24 protein-coding genes are annotated in these 26,608 nt (G+C 66.9%); 20 read left to right on the forward strand and 4 right to left on the reverse strand.

Features of this window, described 5'->3' with window-relative positions:
- The first annotated feature begins 91 nt into the window (after nt 1–91).
- From ACR65K_RS04580 to ACR65K_RS04590, 3 genes are read left to right on the forward strand one after another with little or no spacing between them, the layout of a single operon-like run.
- Complete coding sequence (locus ACR65K_RS04580; RefSeq protein ID WP_440151503.1) at nt 92–1,480, forward strand: magnesium chelatase ATPase subunit I; 1,389 nt, start codon at nt 92–94, stop codon at nt 1,478–1,480.
- Between the two features lie 14 nt (nt 1,481–1,494).
- Nucleotides 1,495–3,495, forward strand: coding sequence for a vWA domain-containing protein (locus ACR65K_RS04585; protein ID WP_440151504.1), 2,001 nt, complete (start codon nt 1,495–1,497; stop codon nt 3,493–3,495).
- 35 nt (nt 3,496–3,530) lie between these two features.
- Complete coding sequence (locus ACR65K_RS04590; protein WP_440151506.1) at nt 3,531–4,148, forward strand: dihydrofolate reductase family protein; 618 nt, start codon at nt 3,531–3,533, stop codon at nt 4,146–4,148.
- Nucleotides 4,149–4,165: 17 nt separating this feature from the next.
- On the opposite strand, the gene ACR65K_RS04595 is transcribed toward ACR65K_RS04590, so the two are convergent.
- Nucleotides 4,166–5,488, reverse strand: a complete 1,323-nt coding sequence (locus ACR65K_RS04595) for a BNR-4 repeat-containing protein (protein ID WP_440151507.1) — start codon at nt 5,486–5,488, stop codon at nt 4,166–4,168.
- Between the two features lie 201 nt (nt 5,489–5,689).
- Here ACR65K_RS04595 and ribA point away from each other — a divergent pair, with 201 nt between their 5' ends.
- The 7 genes from ribA to ACR65K_RS04630 all read left to right on the forward strand — a co-directional run bounded on the left by ribA (nt 5,690) and on the right by ACR65K_RS04630 (nt 13,392).
- Nucleotides 5,690–7,546 (forward strand): GTP cyclohydrolase II RibA, encoded by a 1,857-nt coding sequence (gene ribA, locus ACR65K_RS04600; RefSeq protein WP_440151508.1) that lies wholly within the window; start codon nt 5,690–5,692, stop codon nt 7,544–7,546.
- A 60-nt stretch (nt 7,547–7,606) separates the two neighbouring features.
- Nucleotides 7,607–8,563, forward strand: a complete 957-nt coding sequence (locus ACR65K_RS04605; protein WP_440151510.1) for a 5'-3' exonuclease — start codon at nt 7,607–7,609, stop codon at nt 8,561–8,563.
- Between the two features lie 188 nt (nt 8,564–8,751).
- Nucleotides 8,752–9,267: a flavin reductase family protein gene (locus tag ACR65K_RS04610; protein ID WP_440151511.1), complete on the forward strand. Its 516-nt coding sequence runs from the start codon at nt 8,752–8,754 to the stop codon at nt 9,265–9,267.
- 260 nt (nt 9,268–9,527) lie between these two features.
- On the forward strand, nt 9,528–9,830 hold the full coding sequence (locus ACR65K_RS04615) for a hypothetical protein (protein ID WP_440151512.1): 303 nt from the start codon (nt 9,528–9,530) through the stop codon (nt 9,828–9,830).
- A 13-nt stretch (nt 9,831–9,843) separates the two neighbouring features.
- Entirely contained in the window at nt 9,844–10,437 is a 594-nt protein-coding gene (locus ACR65K_RS04620; RefSeq protein WP_440151513.1) for a hypothetical protein, read from the forward strand.
- A gap of 42 nt (nt 10,438–10,479) precedes the next feature.
- Complete coding sequence (gene hrpB / locus ACR65K_RS04625; RefSeq protein ID WP_440151515.1) at nt 10,480–13,101, forward strand: ATP-dependent helicase HrpB; 2,622 nt, start codon at nt 10,480–10,482, stop codon at nt 13,099–13,101.
- Between the two features lie 144 nt (nt 13,102–13,245).
- The gene (locus ACR65K_RS04630) at nt 13,246–13,392 is read left to right on the forward strand and encodes a hypothetical protein (protein WP_440151516.1); all 147 of its coding nucleotides are present in this window, start codon (nt 13,246–13,248) and stop codon (nt 13,390–13,392) included.
- Here ACR65K_RS04630 and ACR65K_RS04635 read toward each other — a convergent pair.
- Nucleotides 13,389–14,075 (reverse strand): alpha/beta hydrolase family protein, encoded by a 687-nt coding sequence (locus tag ACR65K_RS04635; protein ID WP_440151518.1) that lies wholly within the window; start codon nt 14,073–14,075, stop codon nt 13,389–13,391. The two genes, ACR65K_RS04630 and ACR65K_RS04635, sit on opposite strands and share 4 nt — an antisense overlap.
- Nucleotides 14,076–14,163: 88 nt before the next feature.
- Here ACR65K_RS04635 and ligD point away from each other — a divergent pair, with 88 nt between their 5' ends.
- On the forward strand, nt 14,164–15,186 hold the full coding sequence (gene ligD / locus ACR65K_RS04640; protein ID WP_440151520.1) for a non-homologous end-joining DNA ligase: 1,023 nt from the start codon (nt 14,164–14,166) through the stop codon (nt 15,184–15,186).
- A gap of 162 nt (nt 15,187–15,348) precedes the next feature.
- Here the strand turns inward: ligD and ACR65K_RS04645 are convergent, their stop codons facing one another.
- A complete protein-coding gene (locus ACR65K_RS04645; protein ID WP_056333608.1) occupies nt 15,349–15,969 on the reverse strand; it encodes an L-threonylcarbamoyladenylate synthase in 621 nt (206 codons plus the stop codon).
- Nucleotides 15,970–16,145: 176 nt separating this feature from the next.
- Here ACR65K_RS04645 and ACR65K_RS04650 point away from each other — a divergent pair, with 176 nt between their 5' ends.
- The 6 genes from ACR65K_RS04650 (at nt 16,146) to ACR65K_RS04675 (ending at nt 20,157) form a co-directional block, all read left to right on the forward strand.
- Nucleotides 16,146–16,577 (forward strand): VOC family protein, encoded by a 432-nt coding sequence (locus tag ACR65K_RS04650; RefSeq protein WP_440151522.1) that lies wholly within the window; start codon nt 16,146–16,148, stop codon nt 16,575–16,577.
- A gap of 101 nt (nt 16,578–16,678) precedes the next feature.
- On the forward strand, nt 16,679–17,365 hold the full coding sequence (locus ACR65K_RS04655; protein WP_440151523.1) for a hypothetical protein: 687 nt from the start codon (nt 16,679–16,681) through the stop codon (nt 17,363–17,365).
- 17 nt (nt 17,366–17,382) lie between these two features.
- Entirely contained in the window at nt 17,383–17,889 is a 507-nt protein-coding gene (locus ACR65K_RS04660; RefSeq protein WP_440151524.1) for an HAD domain-containing protein, read from the forward strand.
- A gap of 152 nt (nt 17,890–18,041) precedes the next feature.
- Nucleotides 18,042–19,289, forward strand: a complete 1,248-nt coding sequence (locus ACR65K_RS04665; RefSeq protein WP_440151526.1) for an inorganic phosphate transporter — start codon at nt 18,042–18,044, stop codon at nt 19,287–19,289.
- Complete coding sequence (locus ACR65K_RS04670; RefSeq protein WP_440151527.1) at nt 19,286–19,507, forward strand: hypothetical protein; 222 nt, start codon at nt 19,286–19,288, stop codon at nt 19,505–19,507. The genes ACR65K_RS04665 and ACR65K_RS04670 overlap by 4 nt, the downstream gene beginning before the upstream one ends.
- 89 nt (nt 19,508–19,596) lie before the next feature.
- Nucleotides 19,597–20,157, forward strand: a complete 561-nt coding sequence (locus ACR65K_RS04675) for a dihydrofolate reductase family protein (protein ID WP_440151529.1) — start codon at nt 19,597–19,599, stop codon at nt 20,155–20,157.
- 11 nt (nt 20,158–20,168) lie between these two features.
- Here ACR65K_RS04675 and ACR65K_RS04680 read toward each other — a convergent pair whose 3' ends face one another.
- Nucleotides 20,169–20,633, reverse strand: a complete 465-nt coding sequence (locus ACR65K_RS04680; protein WP_142031171.1) for a hotdog fold thioesterase — start codon at nt 20,631–20,633, stop codon at nt 20,169–20,171.
- Between the two features lie 217 nt (nt 20,634–20,850).
- Between ACR65K_RS04680 and polA the strand changes: the two genes are divergently transcribed.
- The 3 genes from polA (at nt 20,851) to rpsA (ending at nt 26,581) form a co-directional block, all read left to right on the forward strand.
- Nucleotides 20,851–23,493 (forward strand): DNA polymerase I, encoded by a 2,643-nt coding sequence (polA, locus tag ACR65K_RS04685; protein WP_440151915.1) that lies wholly within the window; start codon nt 20,851–20,853, stop codon nt 23,491–23,493.
- Nucleotides 23,494–23,568: 75 nt separating this feature from the next.
- Nucleotides 23,569–24,867 carry a GNAT family N-acetyltransferase gene (locus ACR65K_RS04690; RefSeq protein ID WP_440151530.1) on the forward strand — a complete coding sequence of 433 codons (1,299 nt, stop codon included), beginning with the start codon at nt 23,569–23,571 and terminating at the stop codon, nt 24,865–24,867.
- Nucleotides 24,868–25,105: 238 nt separating this feature from the next.
- Nucleotides 25,106–26,581, forward strand: coding sequence for a 30S ribosomal protein S1 (rpsA, locus tag ACR65K_RS04695; protein WP_440151532.1), 1,476 nt, complete (start codon nt 25,106–25,108; stop codon nt 26,579–26,581).
- Nucleotides 26,582–26,608 lie beyond the last annotated feature (27 nt).

Below are 26,608 nucleotides of genomic sequence, written 5' to 3' on the forward strand. Positions count from 1 at the left end.
GACCCAACCCATCCGGACCGGAATAATCGCCGAACAGAGGAATCTGGAGGAATCTCTCGATTAGCCGCAGGGCGGGGCTTACCGTAGAGGGGTGACTGACCGCCCCGATATTTTTACCGTTGGTGAACTGCGTGCCGCAGGGTATGTCCACAAGGACCTGCGCCACGAAATCCGCCACAATCTGCTCGCCGCCCTGGCCGCGGGGCGGGACCCCTGGCCCGGTTTGTTCGGCTTCAGCCGGACCGTGATCCCGCAGCTCGAGCGGGCCCTCATCGCCGGACACGACATCGTCCTGCTTGGTGAGCGGGGACAGGGCAAGACCCGCCTGCTGCGGACCCTGGCCGGGCTTCTGGATGAGTGGTCTCCCGTCATCGAGGGCTCTGAGCTGAACGAGCACCCCTTCGAACCTATGACCGAACAGTCACGTGCCCGGGTCCTGACCGAGGGCGACCGGCTGCGCATCGCCTGGCGGCACCGGTCCGAGCGATACGTGGAAAAGTTGGCCACGCCGGACACCTCGGTGGCCGACCTCGTGGGCGACGTCGATCCGATGCGAGTGGCCGAGGGCCGCCGGCTGGGAGATCCCGAGACCATCCACTACGGGCTCATTCCCCGCTCCAACCGCGGCATCATCGCCATCAACGAGCTCCCGGACCTTGCCGAGCGCATCCAGGTGGCGATGCTCAACGTCATGGAGGAACGGGACATCCAGATCCGCGGCTACGTGCTGCGGCTGCCGTTGGACGTGCTGGTTGCCGCGTCCGCGAACCCGGAGGACTACACCAACCGCGGCCGCATCATCACGCCGCTGAAGGACCGCTTTGGTGCGGAGATCCGGACCCACTACCCGATCGAACTGGAGGACGAGGTCTCCGTCATCCTGCAGGAGGGCCGGCTGGTGGCGGACGTCCCGCCCTTCATCCTGGAGATCCTGGCCCGCTACACCCGCGCGCTGCGACAGTCCCCGGCCATCAACCAGACTTCCGGCGTTTCCGCGCGGTTCGCCATCGCCGGGGCTGAGACGGTGGCCGCCGCTGCGCTGCGCCGGGCAAGCCTGCGGGGCGAGGAGCAGGCGGTGGCCCGGATTATCGACCTCGAGCCGGCCGTGGAAGTCCTGACGGGCAAAATCGAGTTCGAATCGGGCGAGGAAGGACGCGAACAGGGCGTCCTCGACCACCTCCTGCGCACCGCCACCGCCGAAGCTGTCAGGGCGCACTTCCAGGGCCTGGACATGGGCCCGCTCGTGGCCGCCCTCGACGGGCACCGGACCGTCACCACCGGGGAACAGGTGACCGCGCAGGAGTTCCTGGGCAACCTCCCGTCCCTGAATGGCTCGGGCCTCTACGACGAAATTGGGCGGCGCCTGGGCGCCACAAATGACGGACAGCTCGCAGCCGCCGTCGAACTGGCGCTCGAAGGCCTGTACCTCGGCCGTCGGATCTCCAAGGAATCCGACGACGAGGAAACCATTTACGGCTAGCCTCAGGAGGCACCATGGCCATCCACAAGCGGTCCGCCAGGTACGGCCGGTACACCGGCGGCCCGGACCCGCTCGCCCCGCCGGTTGACCTGGCCGAGGCGCTTGACGCCGTCGCCGAAGACGTGATGGCAGGCTACTCGCCGCGCCATGCCCTCCAGGAGTTCCTGCGGCGCGGCGGGCGGGACCGCGACGGGCTGGACGACCTCGCCCGGCGCGTCCAGCAGCGGCGGCGCGACCTGCTCAGCCGACACCGGCTGGACGGGACCCTGGATGAAGTGAAGAAACTCCTGGACACCGCCGTGCTGGAGGAACGCAAGCAGCTGGCCCGGGACGCCATGATGGATGACACGGACCGTGCCTTCCGGGAGATGCAGCTGCAAAACCTCCCGCCCTCCACGGCGGCGGCCGTCAATGAGCTTGCGTCCTACGACTGGCAGTCAAGCGCGGCCAGGGAAGCGTACGACCGGATCAAGGACCTGCTGGGCCGGGAGGTCCTTGAACAGCGGTTCGCCGGCATGAAGCAGGCGCTGGAGAGCGCCACCGATGAGGACCGCGAAGCAGTAAATGCCATGCTCCGGGACCTCAATGAGCTGCTGGCCAAACACCGGCGGGGCGAAGACACGGACGCCGATTTCCAGGAGTTCATGGCCAGGCACGGCCAGTACTTTCCGGAAAATCCGCAATCCGTGGAGGAATTGGTGGATGCCCTGGCCCAGCGCGCGGCGGCGGCCCAGCGGCTCCTGCAGTCCATGTCCGCTGAGCAGCGTGACGAGCTGATGCGGTTGTCCGCCCAGGCATTCGGCTCGCCGGAACTGATGGCGCAGCTCAGTGAGCTCGACGCCGCCCTGCAGGCGCTGCGTCCCGGCGAAGACTGGACGGGATCGGAACGCTTCGAAGGGCAGGAAGGCCTGGGGCTTGGTGACGGGACTGGTGTGCTGCAGGACATCGCCGAGCTCGACGAACTGTCCGAGCAACTCTCCCAGTCCTACAACGGCTCCCGGCTTGATGACCTGGACCTCGATGCCCTGGCACGCCAGCTCGGTGAGAATGCCGCCGTGAGCGCCCGCACCCTCGCTGAGATCGAGCGGGCCATGCAGGATGGCGGCTACCTGCGGCGCGGCACCGATGGCGACCTGCGGCTGTCTCCGCAGGCCATGCGGCGGCTGGGGAAAGCACTGCTCCGGGATACCGCAAGGCAGCTCTCCGGGCGGCAGGGAAACCGGGACACCAGAATGGCGGGGGCCGCCGGGGAACAGACGGGCTCAAGCCGGCAGTGGGAGTTCGGTGACCGCGAGCCCTGGGACGTCACCCGCACCATGACCAACGCCATCCGGCGCATCATGGCCGACGGCGGTGACCCGGGCCGCGGACTGCGCCTCGCCGTCGGCGACATCGAAGTGGCGGAGACGGAGGCACGCACGCAGGCGGCGGTTGCCCTGCTGGTGGACGTGTCCTTCTCCATGGCTGCCGAGTGGCGGTGGGTTCCGATGAAGCGGACCGCGCTCGCACTGCACCACCTGGTCTCCACGCGCTTCCGCGGCGACCGGCTGCAGCTGATCACCTTCGGCCGCTACGCGCAGTCCATGGATATCGCCGAACTCACTGCCCTGCCGGCGCTCCGCGAGCAGGGCACCAACCTGCACCATGGTTTGCTGCTGGCGGGCCGTTTCTTCCGAAGCCATCCATCCATGCAGCCCGTCCTGCTGGTAGTCACCGATGGCGAGCCCACCGCGCACCTGTTGCCGGATGGGGACTCCTGGTTCAACTGGCCGCCGGATGCGGAGACCATCCGTGCCACCATTGCCGAACTGGACCGCCTGGGCCGGTCCGGTGTCCAGACCACATTCTTCCGGCTGGGCAACGACCCCGGCCTGGAGCGGTTCGTCCAGCGGATGGCGCGGCGCGTGGACGGCCGGGTGGTGGCGCCGGAGGTGGGCGACCTGGGCGCAGCCGTGGTGGGGGAGTACCTGCGTGCACACGTCCGCAGCGCCTACGCCGACGGCGACTGGTTCTGACCGGTCCCTTGCCGGGCTTCCGGGCCGGGAATAGCATGGGCGCCATGAGCCAGCTGATGGTGGACCTGATCATCACCCTGGACGGCTTCGCGTCGGGTGAGGGGTGGCCGGGCTGGTGGGGCCTTGAGGGTCCGGAATACCTGGCCTGGCTCCAGCAGGAGGCCGGGAAGGACTATACGTTCCTGCTGGGTGCGAACACCTACCGCCTCATGTCAGGGATGTCAGAGGACGCTGCAACCGGGGGCACGGGATACTCGCAGGACGAAAGTGCAACCCTGACGGGCCTTGCCGCCGTTCCCAAGGTGGTGTTCTCCTCCAGCCTGAAAGCACCCCTCCGGTGGCCGAACTCCGAACTGGTGGCCGGGGACGCGGTCCAGGCCGTCAGGCAGATGAAGCAGACCTATCCCGGGCCCTTGAGTACCCTCGGCAGCCTCAGCCTCTGCCGTTCCCTGGTCACAGCGGGCCTCGTGGACCGGTTCCGGCTGGTGGTCTTCCCCCTGATCACCGGGCGCACGGGACGCGAACGGATCTACGACGGCTACCCGGACGTCGCCCTGGACCTGGTGGACAGCAGGATCTTCGACGGACGCCTCCAGCTGCTTGAGTACATTCCCCGCGTGATAGACCGCCCGCCGCTCAGCGAGCAGCCCTGACGCCGGGTGGTGACTGGTCAGCGCAGCACCACCACTTCTGTTTCATACGCCTGGGACGAACGCATGATGCCCCGGAACCAGCAGACGGCGTGGACGGAAGAGTCCCCCGGCGGAACGATGGGGCGGAGGTTGTCCACCGCTGAGTTCGCCGTTATTGCCTCCCACTCCCACGACGCGCCTTCGTCAACGGTCCGGCCGCGGTAGATTTCGTAGTGGGCCGTGGTGCTGCCGGTCCGGGGGTCCACCGGCGTGGAAATGTACACCCGGTCAAGGTCGTAGGGGTCCACCGCCCCCAGCCCGGTGTAGTCCTGCTCGTGGGGGAGCAGTCCGGGCCCCGCGACGGCGAGATGGTTCAGCCGCCAGCGCGTTCCGTCGAAGCGCGCGTAGAGCATGCGGTGATCATCGACGTCGAGCATCTGCTCACGTTCAAGGGCGCCGTTGACGTCGTTGGCCCGGCAGCTGATGATGGCGGCCAGGTGTCCATCCCGCCCCCGCAGGTCAACCGTCCAGCCGTGGGTGAGGACGTCCCCGTCCAGTTCGGTGCCGGCCTCGAAGACGGTGGTCAGGGAGGCCTGGTCGACGCCGGGTGAGCCAATCAGCGGCTTGCCCACCACCCGCCCTTCGGCGTCGTGCAGCGCATTGTCCCGGATGTAGCCGTGATAAATGCTGTTGTTGTAGTCGCGGGGGTGGTGGTCCGTGGTGATGAGGTCAATGCGGTCAGTGCCGTTGGCGTAGTAGCGGGTGTAGCCGTTGACGTAGCCCACTTTGGGCCGGGTGAAGAGTTTCCCGCCGAAACTCCAGGTACTGCCGTCGTCCCCCGAGACCATCAGGGTGGGATCGTCGTTGATGGCCCGGACAAAGTTGTACACGCGCGACTCGGAGTCCAGCCGGTGCAGGTTGGAATACGTTGCGCCGCGCCCTGCGGCCAGCTCCGTCCAGTCGAAGCGCTCCTCGGGGCCCCATTCGGAGGCGTCGTGGGGCCGGACGGAGATCCGCCAGCGGGAGTAGTTGTCAGTCTTGTGCCTGGCGTACATGGCAAGGTAGCGGCCGTCCGGCCTGACCAGCAGCGCCGGGGCATCATGGTCGTCAGGCTCCAGCCTGTGGTGCAGGACGTGGACTGTGCTGCTCCCGGAGGCCAGGTCCAGGACGGCGACTTCAATGTTGCCGCCGCGGCGCTCGCCGTCCGGGCCCTCCGGAGCGGCTACGGAACCCACCAACAGCGTCTTGTTGACGGGGTCCACCAGGGCCCGCTCGTCCTGGAACCAGCACCACGCGCCGTTGTCGTTGATGGTTTCCGGCGAGCCATGCCCGAATTCCCTGCCTTCGATACTGGATGTCATCCCGTTATCGTTACGTACGGGCTTCGGAGGGTCAACGACAACACGGCGGTCGATCGCGGTCGGTCAGCAACCCGATCATGGGGATGTGCCAGGGGCAGCCTGCAGGACCTTAAAAGACACGGAACACTTGAACCTTTAACTAATGCCGCGGTATAGTTACTTTAAGTTTCAACTATTTCCGGTAAAATGACGAGGCCCACCATGACAGCAGTTGTCCACCCCGCAGCCCTGCCGGCTGATCTCCGTGCGGCCACGATCCGCACCCGGGTCACCGTTCCCCTGCGTTTTCCGGACGGCTATAGCACCTCCGCGGAAGTGATGACCTTCCATGGCCTGGCCGACGGCCGGGAGCACCTGCTGCTCGCCCTGGGCGGGTGGGAGCAGGTGCTGCTGGACGGAGCGGCGGCGCCGCTGGTCCGGGTGCACAGCGAGTGCATGACCGGTGACGTGTTTGGCAGCGAGCGCTGCGACTGCGGGCCGCAGCTCCGGGAAGCCGTGGAGGACATCACTGCCACCGGTGGATTCCTGCTTTACCTCCGCCAGGAAGGCAGGGGGATTGGCCTCTACTCGAAACTTGATGCGTACGCCCTGCAGGACCAGGGCTTGGACACGTATGACGCGAACCTTGCACTGGGCCACGGCGAGGACGAGCGGGACTATGCGGCGGCAGCCCAAATGCTCCGCGCCGTGGGTGCCGCGAGGGTGCGGCTGCTCAGCAACAACCCTGACAAGGCGGCCCAGCTGACGGCGCTGGGAATCGATATCGAGGAGCAGGTTGCCACGGGTGTCCACCTCTCGGAGGCCAACTCGCGGTACCTCGCAGCCAAGCGCGACCGAACCGGGCATACGCTCCAACTCAGCAGGGCCGGCGTCGTACGCCCGGCGAAGGCTGCGGCGGGAAAGGCGCCGGGGCATTCCGGGATGCTCGCCCGCGTGGACGCCCTGGTTCCGGGGCTGCGGGCCAGGGCCGAAGAAGCCGAACAGCTGCGCCGCCTGCCCGCCGTAACCGTGCAGGAACTGCAGGACGCCGGCGTCTTCCGCATCCTCGCACCCGCGGGCGTGGGCGGGTACGGGCTGGGTGCGCAGAGCTACGGCGAAGCCGTGAGGGTCCTGGCCCGGGGATGTGCCTCCACCGCCTGGACCGCCGGACACCTCACCGAGCACGCGTGGATGCTGGCCCGCTGGCCCCGGGAGGTGCAGGAAGAAGTCTTCGCCAACGGGCACATGCCGCTCGCCGCCGCCACCAGCGCGCCTGTTGGCTCGGCACGAAAGGTGCCCGGGGGCTACGCCATCTCCGGCCACTGGAGTTTCGCCTCGGGCGTCATGCATTCGCAGTGGGCCCTGCTGGCCGTACAGCTTGACGGGGTCCGGCTGCAGGCACTGGTTCCCAACGCGGACCTTCAGCTGCTGGACGCCTGGCACACCGACGGGCTGCGGGGGACCGGCAGCAATGACCTCCGTGCGGACGGGCTCTTTGTCCCCGGCCATCGGATGATGGACTGGGCGCAGCTCACCGGTCCCGACAATCCCGGCAGCCTCCTGCACCGGGACCCGCTGATCCACGCACCCATGACCACCCTGTTGAACCTGGTAGCGCCGGCAGTGGCGGTTGGCTCCGCGGAGTACGCCCTGGACCTGTTCCGGCACCAGCTGCTGATGCACAAGGAGCGGAACGGCAGCTTTGTGCGGCAGGCGGATTCGGTCCTGGCGCAGGCCCGCTACGCCAGGGCAGCAGGGGCGGTGTCCACCGCACAACTCCATTGGCAGGCCGCGCTGTCCCTGCTGCCTTCCGAGGGGCAGGCTGACGCCGGACTGCCTGAGGCTCAGCGCGCGCCGTTCCGGCTCTCGCTCGCCCTCGCTGCGGAAGCCGCGCAGGAAGCCGTCCGCCTGGCAGCGGGTGGATCGGGCGGCAGCATGCACCGGCTGTCCCACCCGCTCCAGCGCATCCAACGGGACGTCGGCGTGCTGTTGAACCACCCCACCCTGGGCATCGACCCCATCCTGGAGCAGGCCGGACGCGGACTTCTGGGCCTGGAACTCACCATGCGGTCCTTCTAGCCGCCGCGGCGCCGGGTCCGGCTGCTGCCCCGCCGGCCATTTCCATGTCAGGATCAAGGTATGCCCCAGCGCCTCATGCTGCTCGACACTGCCTCCCTGTACTTCCGCGCCTTCTACGGCCTGCCGGACACCATCCGCCGTCCCGACGGGACCCCGGTCAACGCCGTCCGCGGGCTGCTGGACATGATCGCCCGGCTCAGCACCGACTACCACGCCACCCACCTGGTGGCCTGCTGGGACGATGACTGGCGTCCGCAATGGCGGGTGGACTTGCTCCCCACCTACAAGGCCCACCGTGTGGACGAAGCAGTTCCGGGCGGGACCGACGTCGAAGTGGTGCCCGAGGGCCTCCAGGCCCAGCTGCCCATGATCCGCCGCGTACTGGAGTTGGCCGGGATCGCCATTGTGGGCGCGGCGCACCACGAGGCCGACGACGTCGTGGGCACCTACACGAGCCATGCCGGCTTCCCGGTGGACGTGGTTACAGGCGACCGCGACCTGTTCCAGGTATGCGACGACGAGCGGGCCGTCCGGGTGATCTACACCGCCCGCGGCATGAAGAACCTCGAAGTCATCACGGAAGAAACGGTGGTGGCCAAGTACAAGGTCCTGCCCCAGCAGTACGCAGACTATGCCACCCTCCGGGGAGACGCCTCCGACGGCTTGCCCGGCGTGGCCGGGATCGGCGAGAAGACGGCCGCGTCCCTGCTGCTGAAATACGGGACCCTCGAACGCCTGCTGGCGGCCGCGGAGGAGCCGGGCACGGGTGTATCCGCGCCTGTCAGGGCCAAACTCTCAGCCGCCGCCGCCTACCTGGAAGCAGCCCCCGCCGTCGTCCGGCTGGTGCGTAACCTGGAGCTGCCCACCCTTGAAGAAGCGGGCGCCCGCCTGCAGCCCGTGACGGGGGACCGGCGGGCGGAACTGGAGCAGTTGGCCGCCGACTGGAACCTGGGCGGCTCGGTCCGCCGCCTGCTCGCCGCCCTGGACCTGCAGCAGCAGCCTGCGGGGCCGTCCTGATCACCGGGCACCTCATTCTGTTGCGTCAAACAACGACAATCCCGCCCCGCACAGCGGGGCGCCCATGACGCCGAAAGTACGGGCGTGACAATTCGTTGCGTCCCGGGTCGGCGCATTTCAGGCGGCTTGAAGGAGTTGAATCGCTGATGGTTTGGTGAGGTAACGATCCAGATGAGAGGCCACTTTCCATGTCAGTCACTTCAGATCTTTCTCCGCGCCGGCTTCGGGATATTTTTGGAACATTTGCCAGCGGCCTGACGGTCATTACGGCGACCACTGCGGACGGGCCCGCCGGCTTCACCTGCCAGTCCTTCGCGTCCCTGTCGCTGGAGCCGGCGCTGGTCACGTTCAGCCCGGCCCGCACATCAACCACCTGGCCCGCGCTGCGAAGGGCAGGCTCGTTTACCGTGAACATCCTCCCGGCGGAACACCAGCACCTGGCGGGGCAGTTTGCCCGTTCTGGTACGGATAAGTTCGCGGGCGTCAGCCATGCCCGCTCACCGCTGGGGAATCCCGTGCTGGATGACGCGCTCGCCTGGATCGACTGCGGGCTCCATGAAGAGTACGACGGCGGCGACCACACCATCGTGGTGGCAGCGGTACGCCACCTCGATGCCCGGAACGACGCCGAGCCGCTGGTGTTCTTCAAAGGCCGGTACGCCGGCCTCCGCCCGGCGGAACGCCTGCTCGAAGCGGCGGGCTGAGCCGGAACAGGAGAAGCCGGTCATCGCGGATCGCTTCCTCAATCGAGTCGTCGGTTCCAATGGTGACCGGCTTGCCTTCGGCCAGGTTGCCGGCCTTGGCACTGCGCGGGTCGCCGCCTTCGGCCAGGCACTTCACCACGATGTCGCGGTCCGTCAGCAGCCCGGAATTCGTCGAACGCTTGCCTTGGGCCCATCAAGTAGTAAGCTTGCTGAGCATTACTAGTAAGCTTGCTGATTAAAATGGGATTGGAGCAGGAGCTATGGGCGCAATATTCGGTACGGCCCTGTCACTGATGCTGACCATTGGGGGCGCTGCGGTGGCGGTGAACCGGGGCGTGGGAGCGGCACAGCACCATCTCGCCGGCCACGTACTCCTGGGTGTGGGCATCGGCCTGCTGATCGCCACCGCCCTGCGAACCGGCCTTCGGCTTCTCCTGGCCCGGCCCGCCTCGCCTGCGCGGACCGCTCCCGTGGCACCCCCGGAAGCTGAGTACGCTCCTGTGACTGTTCTCCCTGTCCGGACTGCCCGCACCGCCCCGCTGCGGGGCCGGCATGCCGCTTAAGGTGCAGCCACCAATGGAACAAGTGCAGCCCGTGGCGGCCGGCGCGGCGCAGTCCGTGCCGCAGGGCCGTCCGGGAGCCCGCGCGCTGATCGTCCTGTGCTGCGCCCTTGTTGCGGCTGCGCTGGTTGGGGGTGCAGCCGGCATCCGTTCGGGCGATGCTGACGAAAACGTCCTGCGGGGTTTCCAGATCCGGGTGCTGAGCATCAGCCAGGCCGCGGCCGAGAACAGGATGGACGGGGCGCTGGCCGCCCTGCATGCCCTCGAGAAGGACCTGGGGGATGCGGCAGCCAATGGCCGGCTCTCCGCGTCGCGGTACCGCAGCATCGAGAACGCACTGTCGGCCGTCCGGACTGATCTGGCTACACAGGTCGCGGCAGCCTCCGCGGCGGCGCCCCCTGTCACAGCGCCCGACGCCGTCACGCCCGTCCCTGCCCTCGCCGGCACCGGGCAGGACCAGGTTGCTCCCGTGGAACCGGCCGTCCCCGCCGTCGCGCCGGCGCCGGCCGCCCCCGCGCCCGGGGAGTCCGCCCCGGAAGCTCCGGGCCAGGAGCGGGCGGAGGCTGCGAAGGAAGCCAAAGGCAAGGGCAAGGGTCCGGGCAAGCCCTGACCACAGCAACGGACAACGTCCCGGTCAGGGCAGAATGGACGGATGGTTTCTGCTGACGTCCGCCCCGGTGCCGGCGCCTTCGATCTTGGCGCCATCGGAGCCGGACTTGCCTTCGAAGGATCCCTTTCCGCACTGCGGAATGCGCTGGAAAGCGCTGGTTCGCCGGGCGCGGCCGTGGTGCAGGCGCCGCCGGGGACGGGTAAAACCACGCTCGTGCCGCCGTTGCTGGCTAATCTTTACGGCCGGCAGGGCCGGGTGGTGGTCACCCAGCCGCGGCGGGTGGCCGCCCGTGCCGCCGCCCGGCGCCTCTCAACGCTCGATGGCAGCCGGCCGCCAGGGCGCGTGGGGTACACGGTTCGCGGGGAACGCCAGGCCGGCCCGGACACCCTGATCGAATTTGTCACCCCGGGGATCCTGTTGCGCCGCCTGGTGGCAGACCCCGGATTGGAGGGTACTGCCGCCGTCGTCCTGGACGAGGTGCACGAACGGGGCCTGGAAACGGACCTTCTGCTCGGCATGATCGCGGAGGTCCGTGCGCTGCGGGGCGACCTCGCCGTCGTCGCCATGTCCGCAACCCTGGACGCACCACGGTTCGCCGCCCTGCTGGGGGATGCCGACGGCGGCGGCGCGGCACCCGTCGTGGACTGCCCTTCCGTGAACCATCCACTGGAAGTGCAGTGGCTCCCGGCGCCCGTCCCGCGGCTGGATGCGAGGGGTGTGGCGCGCGCCTTCCTGGACCACGTCGCTGCGAGCGCCGCTGACGCCCATGTCCATGCTGTTGCTGCCGACAGGTCCGTGGACGCACTCGTGTTCCTGCCGGGTGCCAGGGAGGTTTCCCAGGTTGCAGCCTCGCTGCGCAGTCGGGTGGGCAGCCAGGTGGACGTGCTGGAACTTCACGGCCAGGTGGGCCCGGCGGAGCAGGACAGGGCAGTGTCGGGGCGCGGTCCCGGGGATCTCCCGCGGATCATCGTCTCCACGGATCTTGCCGAGTCTTCCCTCACAGTGCCCGGCGTCCGGCTGGTCATTGATTCCGGCCTGGCCCGGGAACCGCGGCGGGACGCCGGCCGGGGCATGAGCGGCCTGGTTACCGTCTCCTGCTCACGGGCCTCCGCAGACCAGCGCGCAGGGCGCGCCGCGCGGCAGGGTCCGGGAACCGTGGTGCGCTGCTACTCCCAGCAGGCCTACGGTGCGGCTCCCGCCCACGTAACGCCGGAAATCAACGTGGCGGACCTGACCGGCGCCGCCCTGGTCCTCGCCTGCTGGGGCGCACCCGGTGGCAACGGGATCGCTTTACCGGACCCGCCGCCCCGGCAGGCCATGGACGACGCCGTAGAGGTGCTCCGGGAGCTGGGCGCCGTCACCGATGAAGGCGTGGTGACGGCAGCTGGCCGGGCCCTCGCCCGCATCCCCGCCGATCCGCGGCTTGCAAGAGCTTTGCTCGACGGCGGCACCTCCACCGGCCACCAGTTTGCTGCCGACGTGGTGGCCGCACTGTCCGGGGACCACCGGGCGCCCGGAGCGGACCTGCCCCGCCTGCTGGCCCAGCTCCGTGCCGACACAGGCGCGGCGGGAAAGCGATGGGCGGAGGAGTCGAGACGGCTGGCCGCACTGGCACGGCGGCAACAGGACGGCGCGGCGGCAGTTCCCGCCTTTCCCGCCACTGGAGGCGATGCTGTTGGGGCCGTCGTCGCCCTCGCCTTTCCTGACCGCGTGGCCCGCCGTGCCCCCGGCAGCGACGGCGCGGAACAGTACCTGCTGTCCTCCGGGACCAGGGCAGGCCTCCCGGTGGGCAGCACCCTGTCCGGCCATGAGTGGATCGCCGTGGCCGACGTAACCCGCGCGGAAGGCAGGGACGCGGCCGGCACCGGCGCCGTCATCCGTGCCGCCGCCCCCATTTCCCTTGGCATTGCCGAAACGGCGGCATCGCATCTGCTGGCTGACACCGTGGACGCGGAATTCACTGGAGGCCGGCTCAGCGCGCGCAAGACCAGGCGGCTGGGATCGATCGTGCTTTCCACCACACCAGTGCGGCCCAGCGCTGAACAGGGCAGGAGGGCGGTGGCGGCTGCGCTGCAGTCCGGCGGACTTGCAGTCCTGTCATGGTCGACGGCGGCGGCGTCCTTCCGGCGCCGCCTCGCCTTCCTGCACCGGGAGCTCGGAGCGCCTTGGCCTGATGTGTCGGACGTGGCGCTGCTGGACCGGCTGGAAGAGTGGCTGGGACCCGAGCTGGGGGACCTTGCCGCCGGGAAACCGGTCACCTCGGTTGACCTGGCGCACCCTTTGCACCGGCTGCTGCCCTGGCCCGAGGCTGGGCGGCTGGACGAGCTTGCGCCGGAGAACCTTAAGGTCCCCAGCGGTTCCCGGGTCAGGATCGACTATCCGGAACCAGGGGACGACGCCGCAGCGCCCGTGGTTGCGGTGAAACTGCAGGAGTGCTTCGGGCTGGCTGAGTCCCCAAAACTGGTGGGCGGCCGTGTTCCGGTCCTGTTCCACCTGCTGTCCCCGGCGCGCCGGCCCCTCGCCGTGACGGATGACCTGACCTCGTTCTGGTCCGGCCCGTACACGCAGGTGCGTGCGGAAATGCGGGGCCGCTACCCCAGGCATCCGTGGCCGGAGGACCCTTTGTCGGCCCCCGCCACGGCACGCACCAAGCAGCGCAAATAGGCGTTCTTCCCAGTGGCTGGACCCGGGAGTGAAAAGTCCGATACACGGCCGAAACGTCCTGTCGACGTGCTGAAACATCGCTGGCCTAGGCTCATTCCCACGCGGACGACGCAGTCCGCATCCACCTACGGAAGGACGTACGCCATGTTTCTCTTGAACAGCCTCAACCTCCTGCTGGACGGGCACCGCAGCGACGCCGCTGCTTTCCGCAACAGCGACGCAGGCTCATTTCCGGAAGGCCGGCTCACCTCGGCTGCCTGGGAAGGCTGGTGGCACGAGGACGCTGCCTAGCGACTCGATGCCTGCGCTGCGATGAACACTGCCACGGGGGCTGCCAGGGACGCACCCACCTCATCGGCGTCCCGCTTCTTCCCCGCCACCGCGAACGAGTGGTCACCGCCCTCCACCCACTGCAGCACGGCGTTGGGCCCGATCCGGGCCACGACGTCCGCCAGGATGCCGGGCGTCGCAAAGGTGTCGCGGGTTCCCTGCAGGAACAGCATCGGTGTAGTGATTCCGTACAGGTGCTCATCACGCAGCTTTTCCGGCTTTCCGGGGGCATGCAGGGGGTAGCCCAGATACACCAGGCCGGAGGCCTCCATGCCGTCGGCGACAGCCATGGACGCCATCCTGCCGCCGAACGACTTGCCCGCCGCCCAGACCGGGCCGCTGTCACCGTTGGCATCGGCCCGGGCGCGGGCCGTATCCATGGCAGCCCGCCAGGCGGCGATGGCGGCCGGAGGGCGGTCAGGGAATTTCCGCCCTGCCTCACGGTACGGAAAGTTGAAGCGGAGCGTGGCCAGTCCCAGGCCGTTCAGGGCATCAGTGAATCCGCGGAGGAACGGATGATCCATCCCTGCACCCGCACCGTGTGCCACCACCACAGTGGCGGTGGGATCTGCGGGGCGGGCATACGCGGCGGAAAAGGTGGTGTCACCAACGGTGACGGTGAACTGCTGATCGGCTGCGGGCATGGAACCATCATGCCGGAGTCCTGCCTGGTCCGCGGGAGTCAGGCATGATGTTCCGGTTCCTGCCCGTGGCTGGGTGTACGTTGTCCCCATGGCGAGCGAACAGACCACCATCACAGTGCAGGGTCCCAACGGGCCGCGTGACATGCGCATTTCCAGTCCCAGCCGCGTCCTCTGGCCGGACCTGGGCCTTACCAAGCTGGACCTGGTCAACTACATCTGCGACGTGGGGGAGGCGTTCATCGCCGCCAACGGGGACCGGCCCGTGTCGCTGCAGAGGTTCTCCGGCACCATCGAGGGTGAGCAGTTCTTCTCCAAGAATCCGCCCAAGGGCACGCCGGATTTCATCCGCTCCGTTAAGGTCGTCTACCCCAGCGCACGGTCACACCCGCAATTGGTGTTCGACGAGCCTGCTGCAGCCGTCTGGGCCGCGCAGATGAACACCGTGGTGTTCCACCCCTGGCCGTCCCGGGCGGAAAACACGGACAACCCGGACCAGTTGCGCATCGATCTTGACCCGCAGCCGGGAACCGACTTCGACGACGCCGTCCCCGCTGCGCTGGTGCTTAAGGACGTCCTGGCCGAGGCAGGTCTGGCCTGCTTCATCAAGACCTCCGGAAACCGCGGACTCCATGTCTATGCACCCATCGAAGCAACGCGCGAGTTCCTCGACGTCCGGCATGCAGTGATCGCGGCGGCAAGGGAAGTGGAGCGCCGCATCCCGGACAAGGTGACCACGGCCTGGTGGAAGGAAGAACGCGGCCGGCGGGTGTTCCTGGACTTCAACCAGGCCAACCGCGACCGCACCATCGCCGGCGCCTACAGCCCCCGCGCGCTGCCTCACGCTCCCGTGTCCTGCCCCATCACGTGGGAGGAGCTGGAGAACGCCGATCCAAAGAACTTCACCATCCTGACGGTTCCCGAACGCTTGAAGACCGGGGGGGACCCTTGGGCGGATTTCAGCGCCCATCCGGGCACCATCGACACCCTGCTGGAGTGGTGGGACCGCGACTGCAAAGCCGGCCTGGGGGAAATGCCTTTCCCACCGGACTATCCGAAGATGCCGGGCGAGCCGCCCCGGGTCCAGCCCAGCCGGGCCCGCAAACAGGACTGAACCTATCAGGACTGAGCCAAGCAGGACTCACCATTGCGCCCCAACAAGGGGCACTTTGGCGCGGACACGCCGGCCGTCGTCGTGATTCCCGACGGCGGCCGGCCGCAAAGTGCCCCGTGACGGCCAGCCGGGGCCCGGACCCGGACAGGGCAGGCGGGCGGGCTATTCGAAGCGGGACGGATCGCCCATGCCGCGCCGGACAACCTCGGCCACCCCGCTGGAGAAGTCGACCACGGTGGTGGGCTCGGCGCCGCAGTCTCCGGCGTCGATCACGGCGTCCACCTGGTGGTCCAGCCGCTCCTTGATCTCCCAGCCAACAGTCAGCGGCTCTTCCTCATCCGGCAGCAGCAGCGTGCTGGACAGCAGCGGCTCGCCCAGTTCGGCCAGGAGCGCCTGGACAACGCGGTTGTCAGGAATCCGCACTCCGACAGTCTTTTTCTTCGGGTGGAGAAGGCGCTTGGGAACCTCCCTGGTGGCAGGCAGGATGAAGGTATAGCTGCCCGGAGTAACGGCCTTGATGCTGCGGAAGACATCATTGCCGATGTTCACGAACTGGCCCAGCTGCGCGAAATCCCGGCAGACCAGGGTGAAGTGGTGCTTGTCGTCCAGGTGCCGGATGCTCCTGATCCGGTCCAGGGCCTCCCGGTTGCCCATCTGCGCTCCTAACGCGTAGCAGGAATCCGTGGGGTAGGCGATCAGGCCGCCGTCCCGGATGATGTTCACCGCCTGCGAGATGGCGCGCGGCTGGGGGTCCTGGGGATGAACGTCAAAGAATCTGGCCATGTCCCCGAGCCTACGTTCCCGCGCGCCCCGCCGCACCATATGCCCACGGCAGGCGTCCTGAAATACGGGGTGAACAGGGGAGACTTCCCCTACCGGGTTGCCGCGGGATGGGGCAGGATGTTGTCTGCCCACGTTCCGGCCGGCGCAGTTCCGGCCCCTGTGAAGGAGAGCTCCCCATGCCAACGATCCTCAACCCCTACATCAGTTTCAGGGACAATGCCCGTGAGGCAATGAACTTCTACCAGTCGGTGTTCGGCGGCGAGCTGACACTCAGTACTTTTGGCGACTTCCAGGCCAGCGAGGATCCGGCGGAAGCGGAAAAGATCATGCACGGCATGCTGACCACCACCCAGGGCCTGGTGATCATGGGCGCTGACACCCCCGACAGCATGGAGTACCACCCGGGTTCCGCAATTTCCATCTCCGTCAGCGGTGACGACGAGGTGGAGCTGCGCGGCTACTACGAAAAGTTGATCGCTGATGGGGGAGCGGTGACTGTCCCGATGGAACAGTCACCGTGGGGTGACGTCTTTGGCATGTGCACCGACCGGTACGGCGTAGCGTGGCTGGTCAACGTCAACGCGGCCCAGCCCGCGCCGGCACCGTAAGCGGCGAGGGCCTGCGGCGCGGCAGGTCGGTGCCTCCCGGCCGCCCGCCTGGATCTGCGCTATGCCTTGAGGCCGGGCCTCCGGGCTGGGAGGATTGATGCGTGAGGCCCCTCATGGAGTTCCTGTCCGACAAATGGTGGATGGTGTTCCCACTGATGGCGCTGGCCGGCCGCTGGGCGGGCGGCTGGCGGCGCGGCGCCGAGCGCAGGTACCGGCGCAGGGCTGAACTGGACAACCTCCGGAACCAGGCACTTGAAGCCGAAAGGGCATCCGTGGCCGAGGTGCAGTCACTGATGGACACCCACGACGCCAGCAACCGGCGATGGCTTGAATATGAGCTCGACGTGGGCAAGCTCATCGATTTTCCCATGATGACGGACGTGCGGGAACCGCTAACGGTGGCCTTCCTGCGCGCCAAACGGGAAGCTGACGGCCAACGCCCCCCTTCCGCCGAACACCTGACATCGTTGTCCGGCCTGGACGCATACCGGCAGGCGGTCAATAACTTCGCGGTGGCCCTGGATGTGGCCGAGCGTGAAGCCAGGCGAATCAGGGACAGCAAGTTCAGCGGACCCGAACGCGAACGGCTGGCCACTGCGCGGAAACTCCTGATGATTGCGGAGAACCACGCGGCTACCCCGGCCGAACGGCAGGCAGCCTACAAGCGGGCACGCCGTGAACTGGACGGGCTCATCGTCCTGCCGGACGCCACCGTTGCGGCCCTTGAGGAAAAAATAGCCCCGCAACTGGGTGCCGGCTCCAGGCCGCCGCAGTTCCACCAGGGCTGAAGCCTTTTAGGTGCAGCGTGGGGCGGACGCTTTATCTGGATGTCGACGGCGTGGTCTGTCCATTCGGCCCGGGCGGAACCACCGGCTGGGGGTCCGCCTGGCAGCACGCCGACGCTGGACTGCTGCCCGTGACTTTCGCCGCCGAACTCGTGGCCGGGCTCAACTACCTTGCCCTGACGCCCGGGCTGCGTTGTGTCTGGCTTACCAGCTGGGAGGAGCTGGCGCCCCAATACCTTTGCCCCGCCGTCGGAATTAAAGGCAGCAGCTGGCCATACCTTGCCGCGGACGGGGCGGCCGGCGGGACCGGCTGGTGGAAGCTCCGGGCCATCCAGGAGGACGTCGAAAATACCGGGCCCGACGCCGTCGCATGGGTGGACGACCAGCTGGGCTTCGAGGCTGAAGCACAATCATGGGCGCGTTTCCTGGGCAGGCGCATCCTCACGGTGTCACCGCATCCGCGCCAGGGAATCACGCCCGCAGAACTGGACCTGCTCCGCTCTTTCCTGTCCCGGTCCGTGTTTTGACCTCATGCCCGGGACGCGTACGATCGATAAGGTTTCCCGCCGGTTGTGCCATCGCCGCAAGTCATTCCAAGCAAACAGCTGGTGAACTATGCTGTGCAAGGCAGCCGGGTAAGAGAAACTGCTGAACGTCGACTCTGCAGATTGGGCAACAGGTGGATATCACCTTCATGGTGGCGCTGGTCATCGCACTGGCACTATTTTTCGACTTCACGAACGGCTTCCACGACACCGCGAACGCCATGGCAACGCCCATCGCGACCGGCGCCATCAAACCGAAAACCGCGGTGGCCCTGGCAGCCGTCCTGAACCTGGTGGGCGCCTTCCTTTCCACCGAGGTGGCCAAGACGGTATCGGGCGGCATCATCCGCGAGGGATCCGGCGGTGTCCAGATCACTCCCGAGATCATCTTCGCCGGTCTCATGGGAGCCGTGCTGTGGAACATGATCACGTGGCTGAAAGGGTTGCCGTCCAGCTCTTCCCACGCGCTGTTCGGCGGTTTGATCGGCGCCGCAATCGTCGGTGCCGGGTTCAGCTCCGTCAATCTTGAGACGCTGCTGCAGAAGGTCATTCTGCCGGCCATCTTCGCCCCGGTTATTGCAGGCCTTGCCGCATACGTGTGCACACGCCTTGCCTACGCCCTCACCTCACGCCATGACCCCGAGACGGGCAGCAAGCTCACCCAGAAGCGCGGTGGTTTCCGCACCGGACAGATCTTCACGTCCAGCCTTGTGGCACTGGCGCACGGCACCAATGACGCCCAGAAGACCATGGGCATCATCACGCTGGTCCTGATCGCCGCCGGAACCCAGACGCCCGGATCCGGTCCGCAGCTCTGGGTCATCACCGCCTGCGCCCTGGCCATCGCCATCGGCACCTACGCCGGCGGCTGGCGGATCATCCGCACCATGGGTTCGGGCCTGACCGAGGTCAAGCCCGCCCAGGGTTTCGCAGCCGAGTCCAGCACAGCCTCAGCCATTCTCGCCTCATCCCACCTGGGCTTCGCCCTTTCCACCACCCAGGTGGCTTCCGGTTCCGTCATCGGCTCCGGAATGGGACGCCGCGGAACCACCGTCCGCTGGAACATGGTGGGCAAAATCGCGCTCGGATGGCTCTTCACCCTGCCGGCCGCCGGCATCGTGGGTGCCCTGACCGCCCTGCTGGTGAAGACCGGCGTCGTGGGCGTCCTCATCGCCGCCGTCGCCGGCACCGGCGCAGTGCTCTTCATGTTCTTCTACTCACGCAAGTCCTCCGTGAGCCACCAGAATGCCGTCGAGGTCGAGGAAGCCGGCCAGGCCGTCCGGTTCGCCAAGAAGAAAGCCATGGCCCGCGCCCGGGCCGAAGCCAAGGCAAAAGCCAAGGCCGACGCCAAAGCCAACAACCCCAAGGAGAATCGGCGATGAAGTGGTTGGAACTCCTGGCCGTTGCCGGCGCCACCCTGATAGCTTCCGCAACAGTGGTCACCCTCTACTCGCTCGGCGTCCGGCTGACCGCCATCGCCGCTGACGCGGAACAGACCTCACCGGGCCTGAAGCGCTCCTTCGCCTACATCTGCTTCGGCCTGTGCGGCCTGGCTGTCCTGGTGGGGCTGTACCTGATCATTCCGTACTTCTCGAAGTAGCAACTCCGGGCCGCAGCCCGGGCAGGTGCGGGGCCCTGGACAGGGATTGGCCCCTTGGCTGGGCCGGTGCGCTTGTCTAGGCTGGGGCCATGCCGCGCATCCAATACTTTGTGGCCGCGTCCATAGATGGCTTCATCGCTACCTCCACGGACGACCTCGGCTGGCTTCGGCAGTTTGACGGCTTCGAGGGCGGTGCCGAGAGTTACAACGGGTTTATGGCCGGTGTGGGCTGCATCGTCATGGGCGGGGAAACCTACGCCTGGCTGATGGAACATGAGCCCGGCAAGTGGCCCTACACCGGTACGCCCAGCTACGTCTTCACGCATCACGAATACCGTGCCCCGGACGGGGCGGACATCACGTTCGTCCGCGGTGACATCCAGGAATTCGTCACGGACTTCCGCAGTGCTGCAGGCGACAGGAATATCTGGGTGGTGGGCGGCGGCAACCTGGCCGCCCAGTTCGCGGACGCCGGGCTTCTGGATGAGATCATCCTCTCCGTCATACCGGTGGTGCTGGGCGGCGGGAAGCGGCTGTTGCCGATGAAGGGCCCGACGCCACCGCTTGAGCTGGCTGCCTCCAGCACCCTGGGCAGGGGGATCGTCGAGCTGCGCTACCTGATGCCCGGAAGGACAAGTCCGCAGCCCTGACGGCCGCCGCGTCAGCCGGCGTTGTCCCTGAGCATGTTGGTGATCCGGGCCGTTGACAGGCGCCGTCCCTGGCCGTCGGTCATGACGATCTCATGGGTGGCGAGCGTGCGGCCCAGGTGGATCGCCGTGCAGGTACCCGTGACCAGGCCCTTCGCGATGGACCGGTGGTGGGTCGCGTTGACCTCAATGCCGACGGCGTGCCTGCCTGGCCCCGCATGCATTCCTGCAGCGAACGAGCCCAACGTCTCCGCCAGCACCACATGCGCCCCGCCATGCAGGATTCCTGCCACCTGCGTGTTCCCCTCCACGGGCATGGTGGCAACGGTACGTTCCGGACTCATCTCCAGGAAATGGATGCCCATCTTGACCACCAGGGCCCCGACGCCAAACCTCCCCAGCCAGCCGTGCATGTGGTCGGGAATTCCGGCGGCTGCAAGCTCCTCAGCGAAAGCACCCGGCGTGAAATTGTCTGTCATGGCAACTAGGCTGGCACCTGTGAGTGAAACAACCAAACCGGCCCCTTTCCCGTCTTCGGCCATCGAAGAGGCGGCTGCCGCGCAGCTTTCGTCCTCCACGCCCCGGCCCGCTGCAAAGGCCGCCGCCCCCGCTGCCGGTGGGTCTGTTTCAGCCACGGAAGCACCCGTCATTCCCATCACAGGGCAGCCGCGCCTGCTGGTCCTTGACGGCCACTCCATGGCGTTCCGTGCCTTCTTCGCCCTGCCCGCGGACAAGTTCTCCACCTCCAACGGCCAGCACACCAACGCCATCCATGGCTTCACCTCCATGTTGATCAACCTCATCAAGGAGCAGCAGCCCACCCACGTCGCTGTTGCATTCGATGTCTCGGACGAGTCCACCCACCGGAAGACCGAGTACAGCGAGTACAAGGGCGGCCGGAACGAAACGCCCCGCGAGATGAGCGGCCAGATCGACCTCATCGCCCAGGTCATGGAGGCCTGGGGCATCAAGACCATCAAGATGCCCGGCTACGAGGCCGATGACATCCTGGCCACCCTTGCCGCCATGGGTGAGAAGGCCGGATTCGAGGTCCTGCTGGTCTCCGGCGACCGGGACGCCTTCCAGCTCATCACCGACAACGTCTTCGTGCTCTACCCCCGGAAGGGTGTCAGCGACATTCCCCGGATGGATGCTGCCGCCATTGAAGCGAAGTACTTCGTCAGCCCGTCCCGCTACTCCGACCTTGCGGCCCTAGTGGGGGAGACCGCGGACAACCTTCCCGGCGTGCCGGGCGTCGGGCCCAAGACCGCGGCCAAATGGATCAACCAGTACGGCGGCCTGGAAGGCGTCCTGGAACACCTTGACTCCATCGGCGGCAAGGTGGGCGACGCCCTGCGGGAGAATGTCGACGCCGTGAAGCGCAACCGCCGCCTGAACCAACTCCACACGGATCTGGACCTGCCCGTCACGCTGGAGGACCTCTACCAGCCGCGCCCCGACCAGGCCGCGATTGAAGATCTCTTCGACCAGCTGGAATTCAAGGCCATCCGCGGCCGGTTGTTTGCCCTCTACGGCGACACTGACGCTCCCGCTGCCGAACGCGAAAGCATCGAAACCCCGGACTACACCACGCCGGCCACTGCCGCGGAACTTGTCGCTTTCCTGGCAGCCGGTGCGGGTCAGCGGACCGCCCTCGCCGTGGACCTCGTGCCCGGCCGGATCGGTGAGGACGCGGCCGCTCTGGCCATTGTGCGCGGTGATGCCGCTGTCTACGTCGACCTCGCCGGCCAGGACGCGGAGACCGAGAATGCGCTGGCCGCCTGGCTGCGCGACCCCGAGGCACCCAAAGTAATGCACGGCTTCAAGGCTGCGCTCAAGGCACTTACGGCCCGCGGCCTTGAGCTGGAAGGCGTAGTGGATGACACCTCCATCTCCGGCTACCTCATCCAGCCGGACCGCCGCACCTATGAACTGGCAGAACTTGCCCAGCACCATCTCAATGTGGGAATCCCGGCCGCCACGGCGAAAGCCGGGCAGCTGGAACTTTCGTTCGACGGCGACGACAACGCTGCCGCCGACTCCCTGGTCCAGGCAGGCGCGGTGGTGCTGGCCCTGAGCCGCTACTTCGCGGACGAGCTCAAGGAGCGCCGGGCGGAGGAACTGCTGTCCACCCTCGAGCTGCCGGTCAGCCGCGTCCTTGCGGACATGGAGCTCGCCGGCATCGCGATCGACATGGACAAAATGGACGAGCAGCTTGCCGACCTTGCCCGGGTCATCGACCAGGCGCAGGAACAGGCGTTCGCGGCCATCGGCCACGAAGTCAACCTGGGCTCGCCCAAGCAGCTGCAGACCGTCCTGTTCGAGGAACTCCAGCTGCCCAAGACCAAGAAGATCAAGTCCGGCTACACCACGGACGCTGCGTCCCTGAAGAACCTCCTGGAAAAGACCGGGCACGAGTTCCTGGTCCAGCTCATGGCCCACCGGGAGGCCGCCAAGCTGCGGCAGATGATCGAGTCGCTGAAGAAGTCCGTGGCGGAAGACGGCCGGATCCACACCACCTATGCACAGAACGTGGCAGCCACGGGACGGATCTCCTCCAACAACCCCAACCTGCAGAACATCCCCATCCGCAGCGAGGAGGGCCGGCGCGTTCGCGGCATCTTCGTGGTCAGCGATGGCTACGAATGCCTGTTGTCTGCCGACTACTCCCAGATCGAGATGCGCATCATGGCGCACCTTTCCGGGGACGCCGGCCTGATCCAGGCGTACAAGGACGGCGAGGACCTGCACCGCTTCGTCGGCTCCAACATTTTCCACGTCCCCACGGACCAGGTCACCAGCGCCATGCGCTCAAAGGTGAAGGCCATGTCCTACGGCCTTGCCTACGGTTTGACCTCCTTCGGCCTGTCCAAGCAGCTGGAGATCTCCGTCGACGAGGCCCGGACCCTCATGAAGGACTACTTCGACCGCTTCGGCGCCGTCCGCGACTACCTCCGGGGCGTGGTGGACCAGGCCAGGGTGGACGGCTATACCGCCACCATCGAGGGACGCCGCCGCTACCTTCCGGACCTCACCAGCACGGACCGCCAGCTGCGCGAGAACGCAGAGCGCATTGCCCTCAACAGCCCCATCCAGGGCTCCGCGGCGGACATCATCAAGCGCGCCATGCTGGGTGTCCACGCCGAACTGCAGGCGCAGGGCCTGAAATCCCGGATGCTGCTCCAGGTTCACGACGAACTGGTCCTGGAAGTTGCCGCCGGGGAGCGGGCCGCGGTGGAGAAGCTCGTTACCGAACAGATGGCCGCAGCTGCCGACCTGAGCGTGCCCCTGGAAGTCCAGATCGGCGTCGGACCCAGCTGGTACGACGCCGGGCACTAGGCTCGGCGGAGCACTCTCCGAAGAGGATACGTTTAGGCTGGTCAGCGGCCGGATGCATTGACTAGGCTCGGGTAAATGGGTGATCTGAGCGGAAACTATGAAATCCGGCGCTTTCCCGCTGTGTCCAAAGGCAGGGACGGGTACGCAGAGGCGGAGGCATGGGCGCGAGCAGTTGCCTTCGGCTTCCACGACTCGACCCGCACTCCCGAGCATGTTGCGCGTTCAATGGCCACCTACGAGGCAGATGGCAGGATCTTCACGGGCGCCTACCAGACGGGAACGCCAGCGCAGCACTCGCTCCCGGCCGAGGTTCCTGTGGCCACCTTCGGAACGTTCCGAAAGACCCTTAACATCGGGTTTGGCCGGATGCTTGAAGCCCAAATGGTCACCGCCGTTACCGTTCGGACCTCCCACCGCCGGCGAGGCCTGCTGCGCCGCATGATGACCGGGGACCTGCAGGCAGCCAAGGATGACGGCATTGCAGTGGCCGCGCTCACTGCATCCGAGGGAAGCATCTACGGACGGTTCGGCTATGGCGTCGCCAGCATGGAACGCACTGTCAAGGTGGACACGACGGCCCGGTTCAACCTGCGCCACCAGGCCACGGGGACCGTAGAGGTGGCTGATCCCAAAGTCCTGCTCGACGTTGCCCCCACAGTTTTCGCCCGGGTACACCGCCACACTCCCGGATCCTTGGGTCGCCAGGAGTGGTACCGGCAGTTGGCATCGGGGTCGCTGGGCCGTGACGGGAAGGAAGACCCTGCCATCAAGGCAGCGCTCCACTACGGGCCGGACGGCAGGGTGGACGGGTACGTCTCCTACAAGTTCGCCGGCTGGGACACCACGCCCGCCACGGTGGAAGTGGTGGACCTCCTGGCTGCCACGGATCACGCCTACCTGGAGCTCTGGCAGTATTTGGCTGCCATCGACCTCGTTGAACGCATTTCGTGGAATGAAGCGCCGGTGGATGATCCGCTGGCGTGGGCGCTGGTGGATCCACGCTGCATCGACGCCTCCGACAGCCGCGACATGCTCTGGCTCCGGATCCTGGACGTCCCGCAGGCCCTCTCGGCGCGGCACTACCCGGTTGACGGCCGGCTGGTCCTCAACGTTGAGGACCCGCTGGGCCTCACTGCAGGAACTTTCGCCCTGGAGGTCAAAGGCGGCCAGGCCGCCGTCGAACCTGTCCCCGTGGGAGAGAAGGCTGACCTGGCTCTGGATGTCTCGGCCCTGTCCTCGATCTACCTCGGCGGAATCAGCCCCGTAACGCTCAAGGCGGCAGGCAAGGTCTGCGAGGCAACTCCCGGCGCAGCATTCAAGGCGCAGCAGATGTTCGCGGTGGAACGGGCAACACACTGCCTGACCCACTTCTGATCTCCTCCCGTGTCCTGCACGCCCGCTTTGACCCGAATTGCGGGCAGCGACTAGAATAAACGGGCGTGTACCACGTGCACGCACTTGCGGCCCCTTAAGGGCTGCATTGAAAGCAATCCACAAAATCAGGATGACCCGGAGGATCCGTCGGATTCACCGCGAATCGCGCCTGCGTTCCATAACGCGGGCGCGCCGGTTTGCCTGACCGACTAACTATCCACAACGGAGCCCCTACTACATGACCATCACCTCCACCGAGAAGCCCGGTACCCCCGTAGTCGCGATTAACGACATCGGTACCGCTGAGGACTTCCTCGCAGCTGTCGACGCCACCATCAAGTACTTCAACGACGGAGACCTCGTCGAAGGTACCGTCGTCAAGGTCGACCGCGACGAAGTCCTGCTCGACATCGGTTACAAGACCGAAGGTGTCATCCCCTCCCGCGAGCTTTCCATCAAGCACGACGTTGACCCCGGAGACGTTGTCTCCGTTGGCGATCAGGTCGAAGCCCTGGTGCTCACCAAGGAAGACAAAGAAGGCCGTCTGATCCTCTCCAAGAAGCGCGCGCAGTACGAGCGCGCCTGGGGCGACATCGAGAAGGTCAAGGAAGAAGACGGTGTCGTCACCGGTACCGTCATCGAGGTTGTCAAGGGTGGTCTTATCCTCGACATCGGCCTGCGCGGCTTCCTGCCCGCATCCCTCGTCGAGATGCGCCGTGTGCGCGACCTGGCTCCGTACATCGGCCAGCAGATCGAAGCCAAGATCATCGAGCTGGACAAGAACCGCAACAACGTGGTCCTGTCCCGCCGTGCATGGCTCGAGCAGACCCAGTCCGAGGTCCGCTCCACCTTCCTCAACAAGCTGGAAAAGGGCCAGGTCCGTCCCGGCGTTGTTTCCTCCATCGTCAACTTCGGTGCATTCGTGGACCTGGGCGGCGTAGACGGCCTGGTTCACGTTTCCGAGCTGTCCTGGAAGCACATCGACCACCCGTCCGAGGTTGTCGAAGTTGGCCAGGAAGTCACCGTCGAGGTTCTCGAGGTGGACCTGGACCGCGAGCGCGTCTCCCTGTCGCTCAAGGCTACGCAGGAAGATCCGTGGCAGACCTTCGCCCGCACCCACGCCCTGGGCCAGGTTGTTCCGGGTAAGGTCACCAAGCTGGTTCCGTTCGGTGCGTTCGTCCGCGTCGAGGACGGCATCGAAGGCCTGGTCCACATCTCCGAGCTGGCTGTCCGCCACGTGGAGCTGGCCGAGCAGGTTGTCTCCGTTGGCGACGAGCTGTTCGTCAAGGTCATCGACATCGACCTGGAGCGCCGCCGCATTTCGCTGTCCCTCAAGCAGGCCAACGAGGGCGTCGACGCCGACAGCACCGAATTCGATCCGGCTCTGTACGGCATGGCCGCAGAGTACGACGAAGAGGGCAACTACAAGTACCCCGAGGGCTTCGATCCCGAGTCCAACGAGTGGCTTGAAGGCTACGAGAACCAGCGCGCAGCCTGGGAGCAGCAGTACGCTGACGCCCAGGCCCGCTGGGAAGCCCACAAGAAGCAGGTTGCCCAGCACGCTGCCGACGACGCTGCAGCTGCAACGTCCGGCGACAGCGATTCCGGCACCACCAGCTACTCCTCCGAGCCTGCTGCCACCGACACCGGTGCCGGCACCCTGGCTTCGGACGAGGCACTTGCTGCCCTGCGCGAGAAGCTGACCGGCAACTAATTGCCGCCGGTCCGGATTCCGGGCCAA

Source organism: Arthrobacter sp. SAFR-179 (assembly GCF_059414945.1).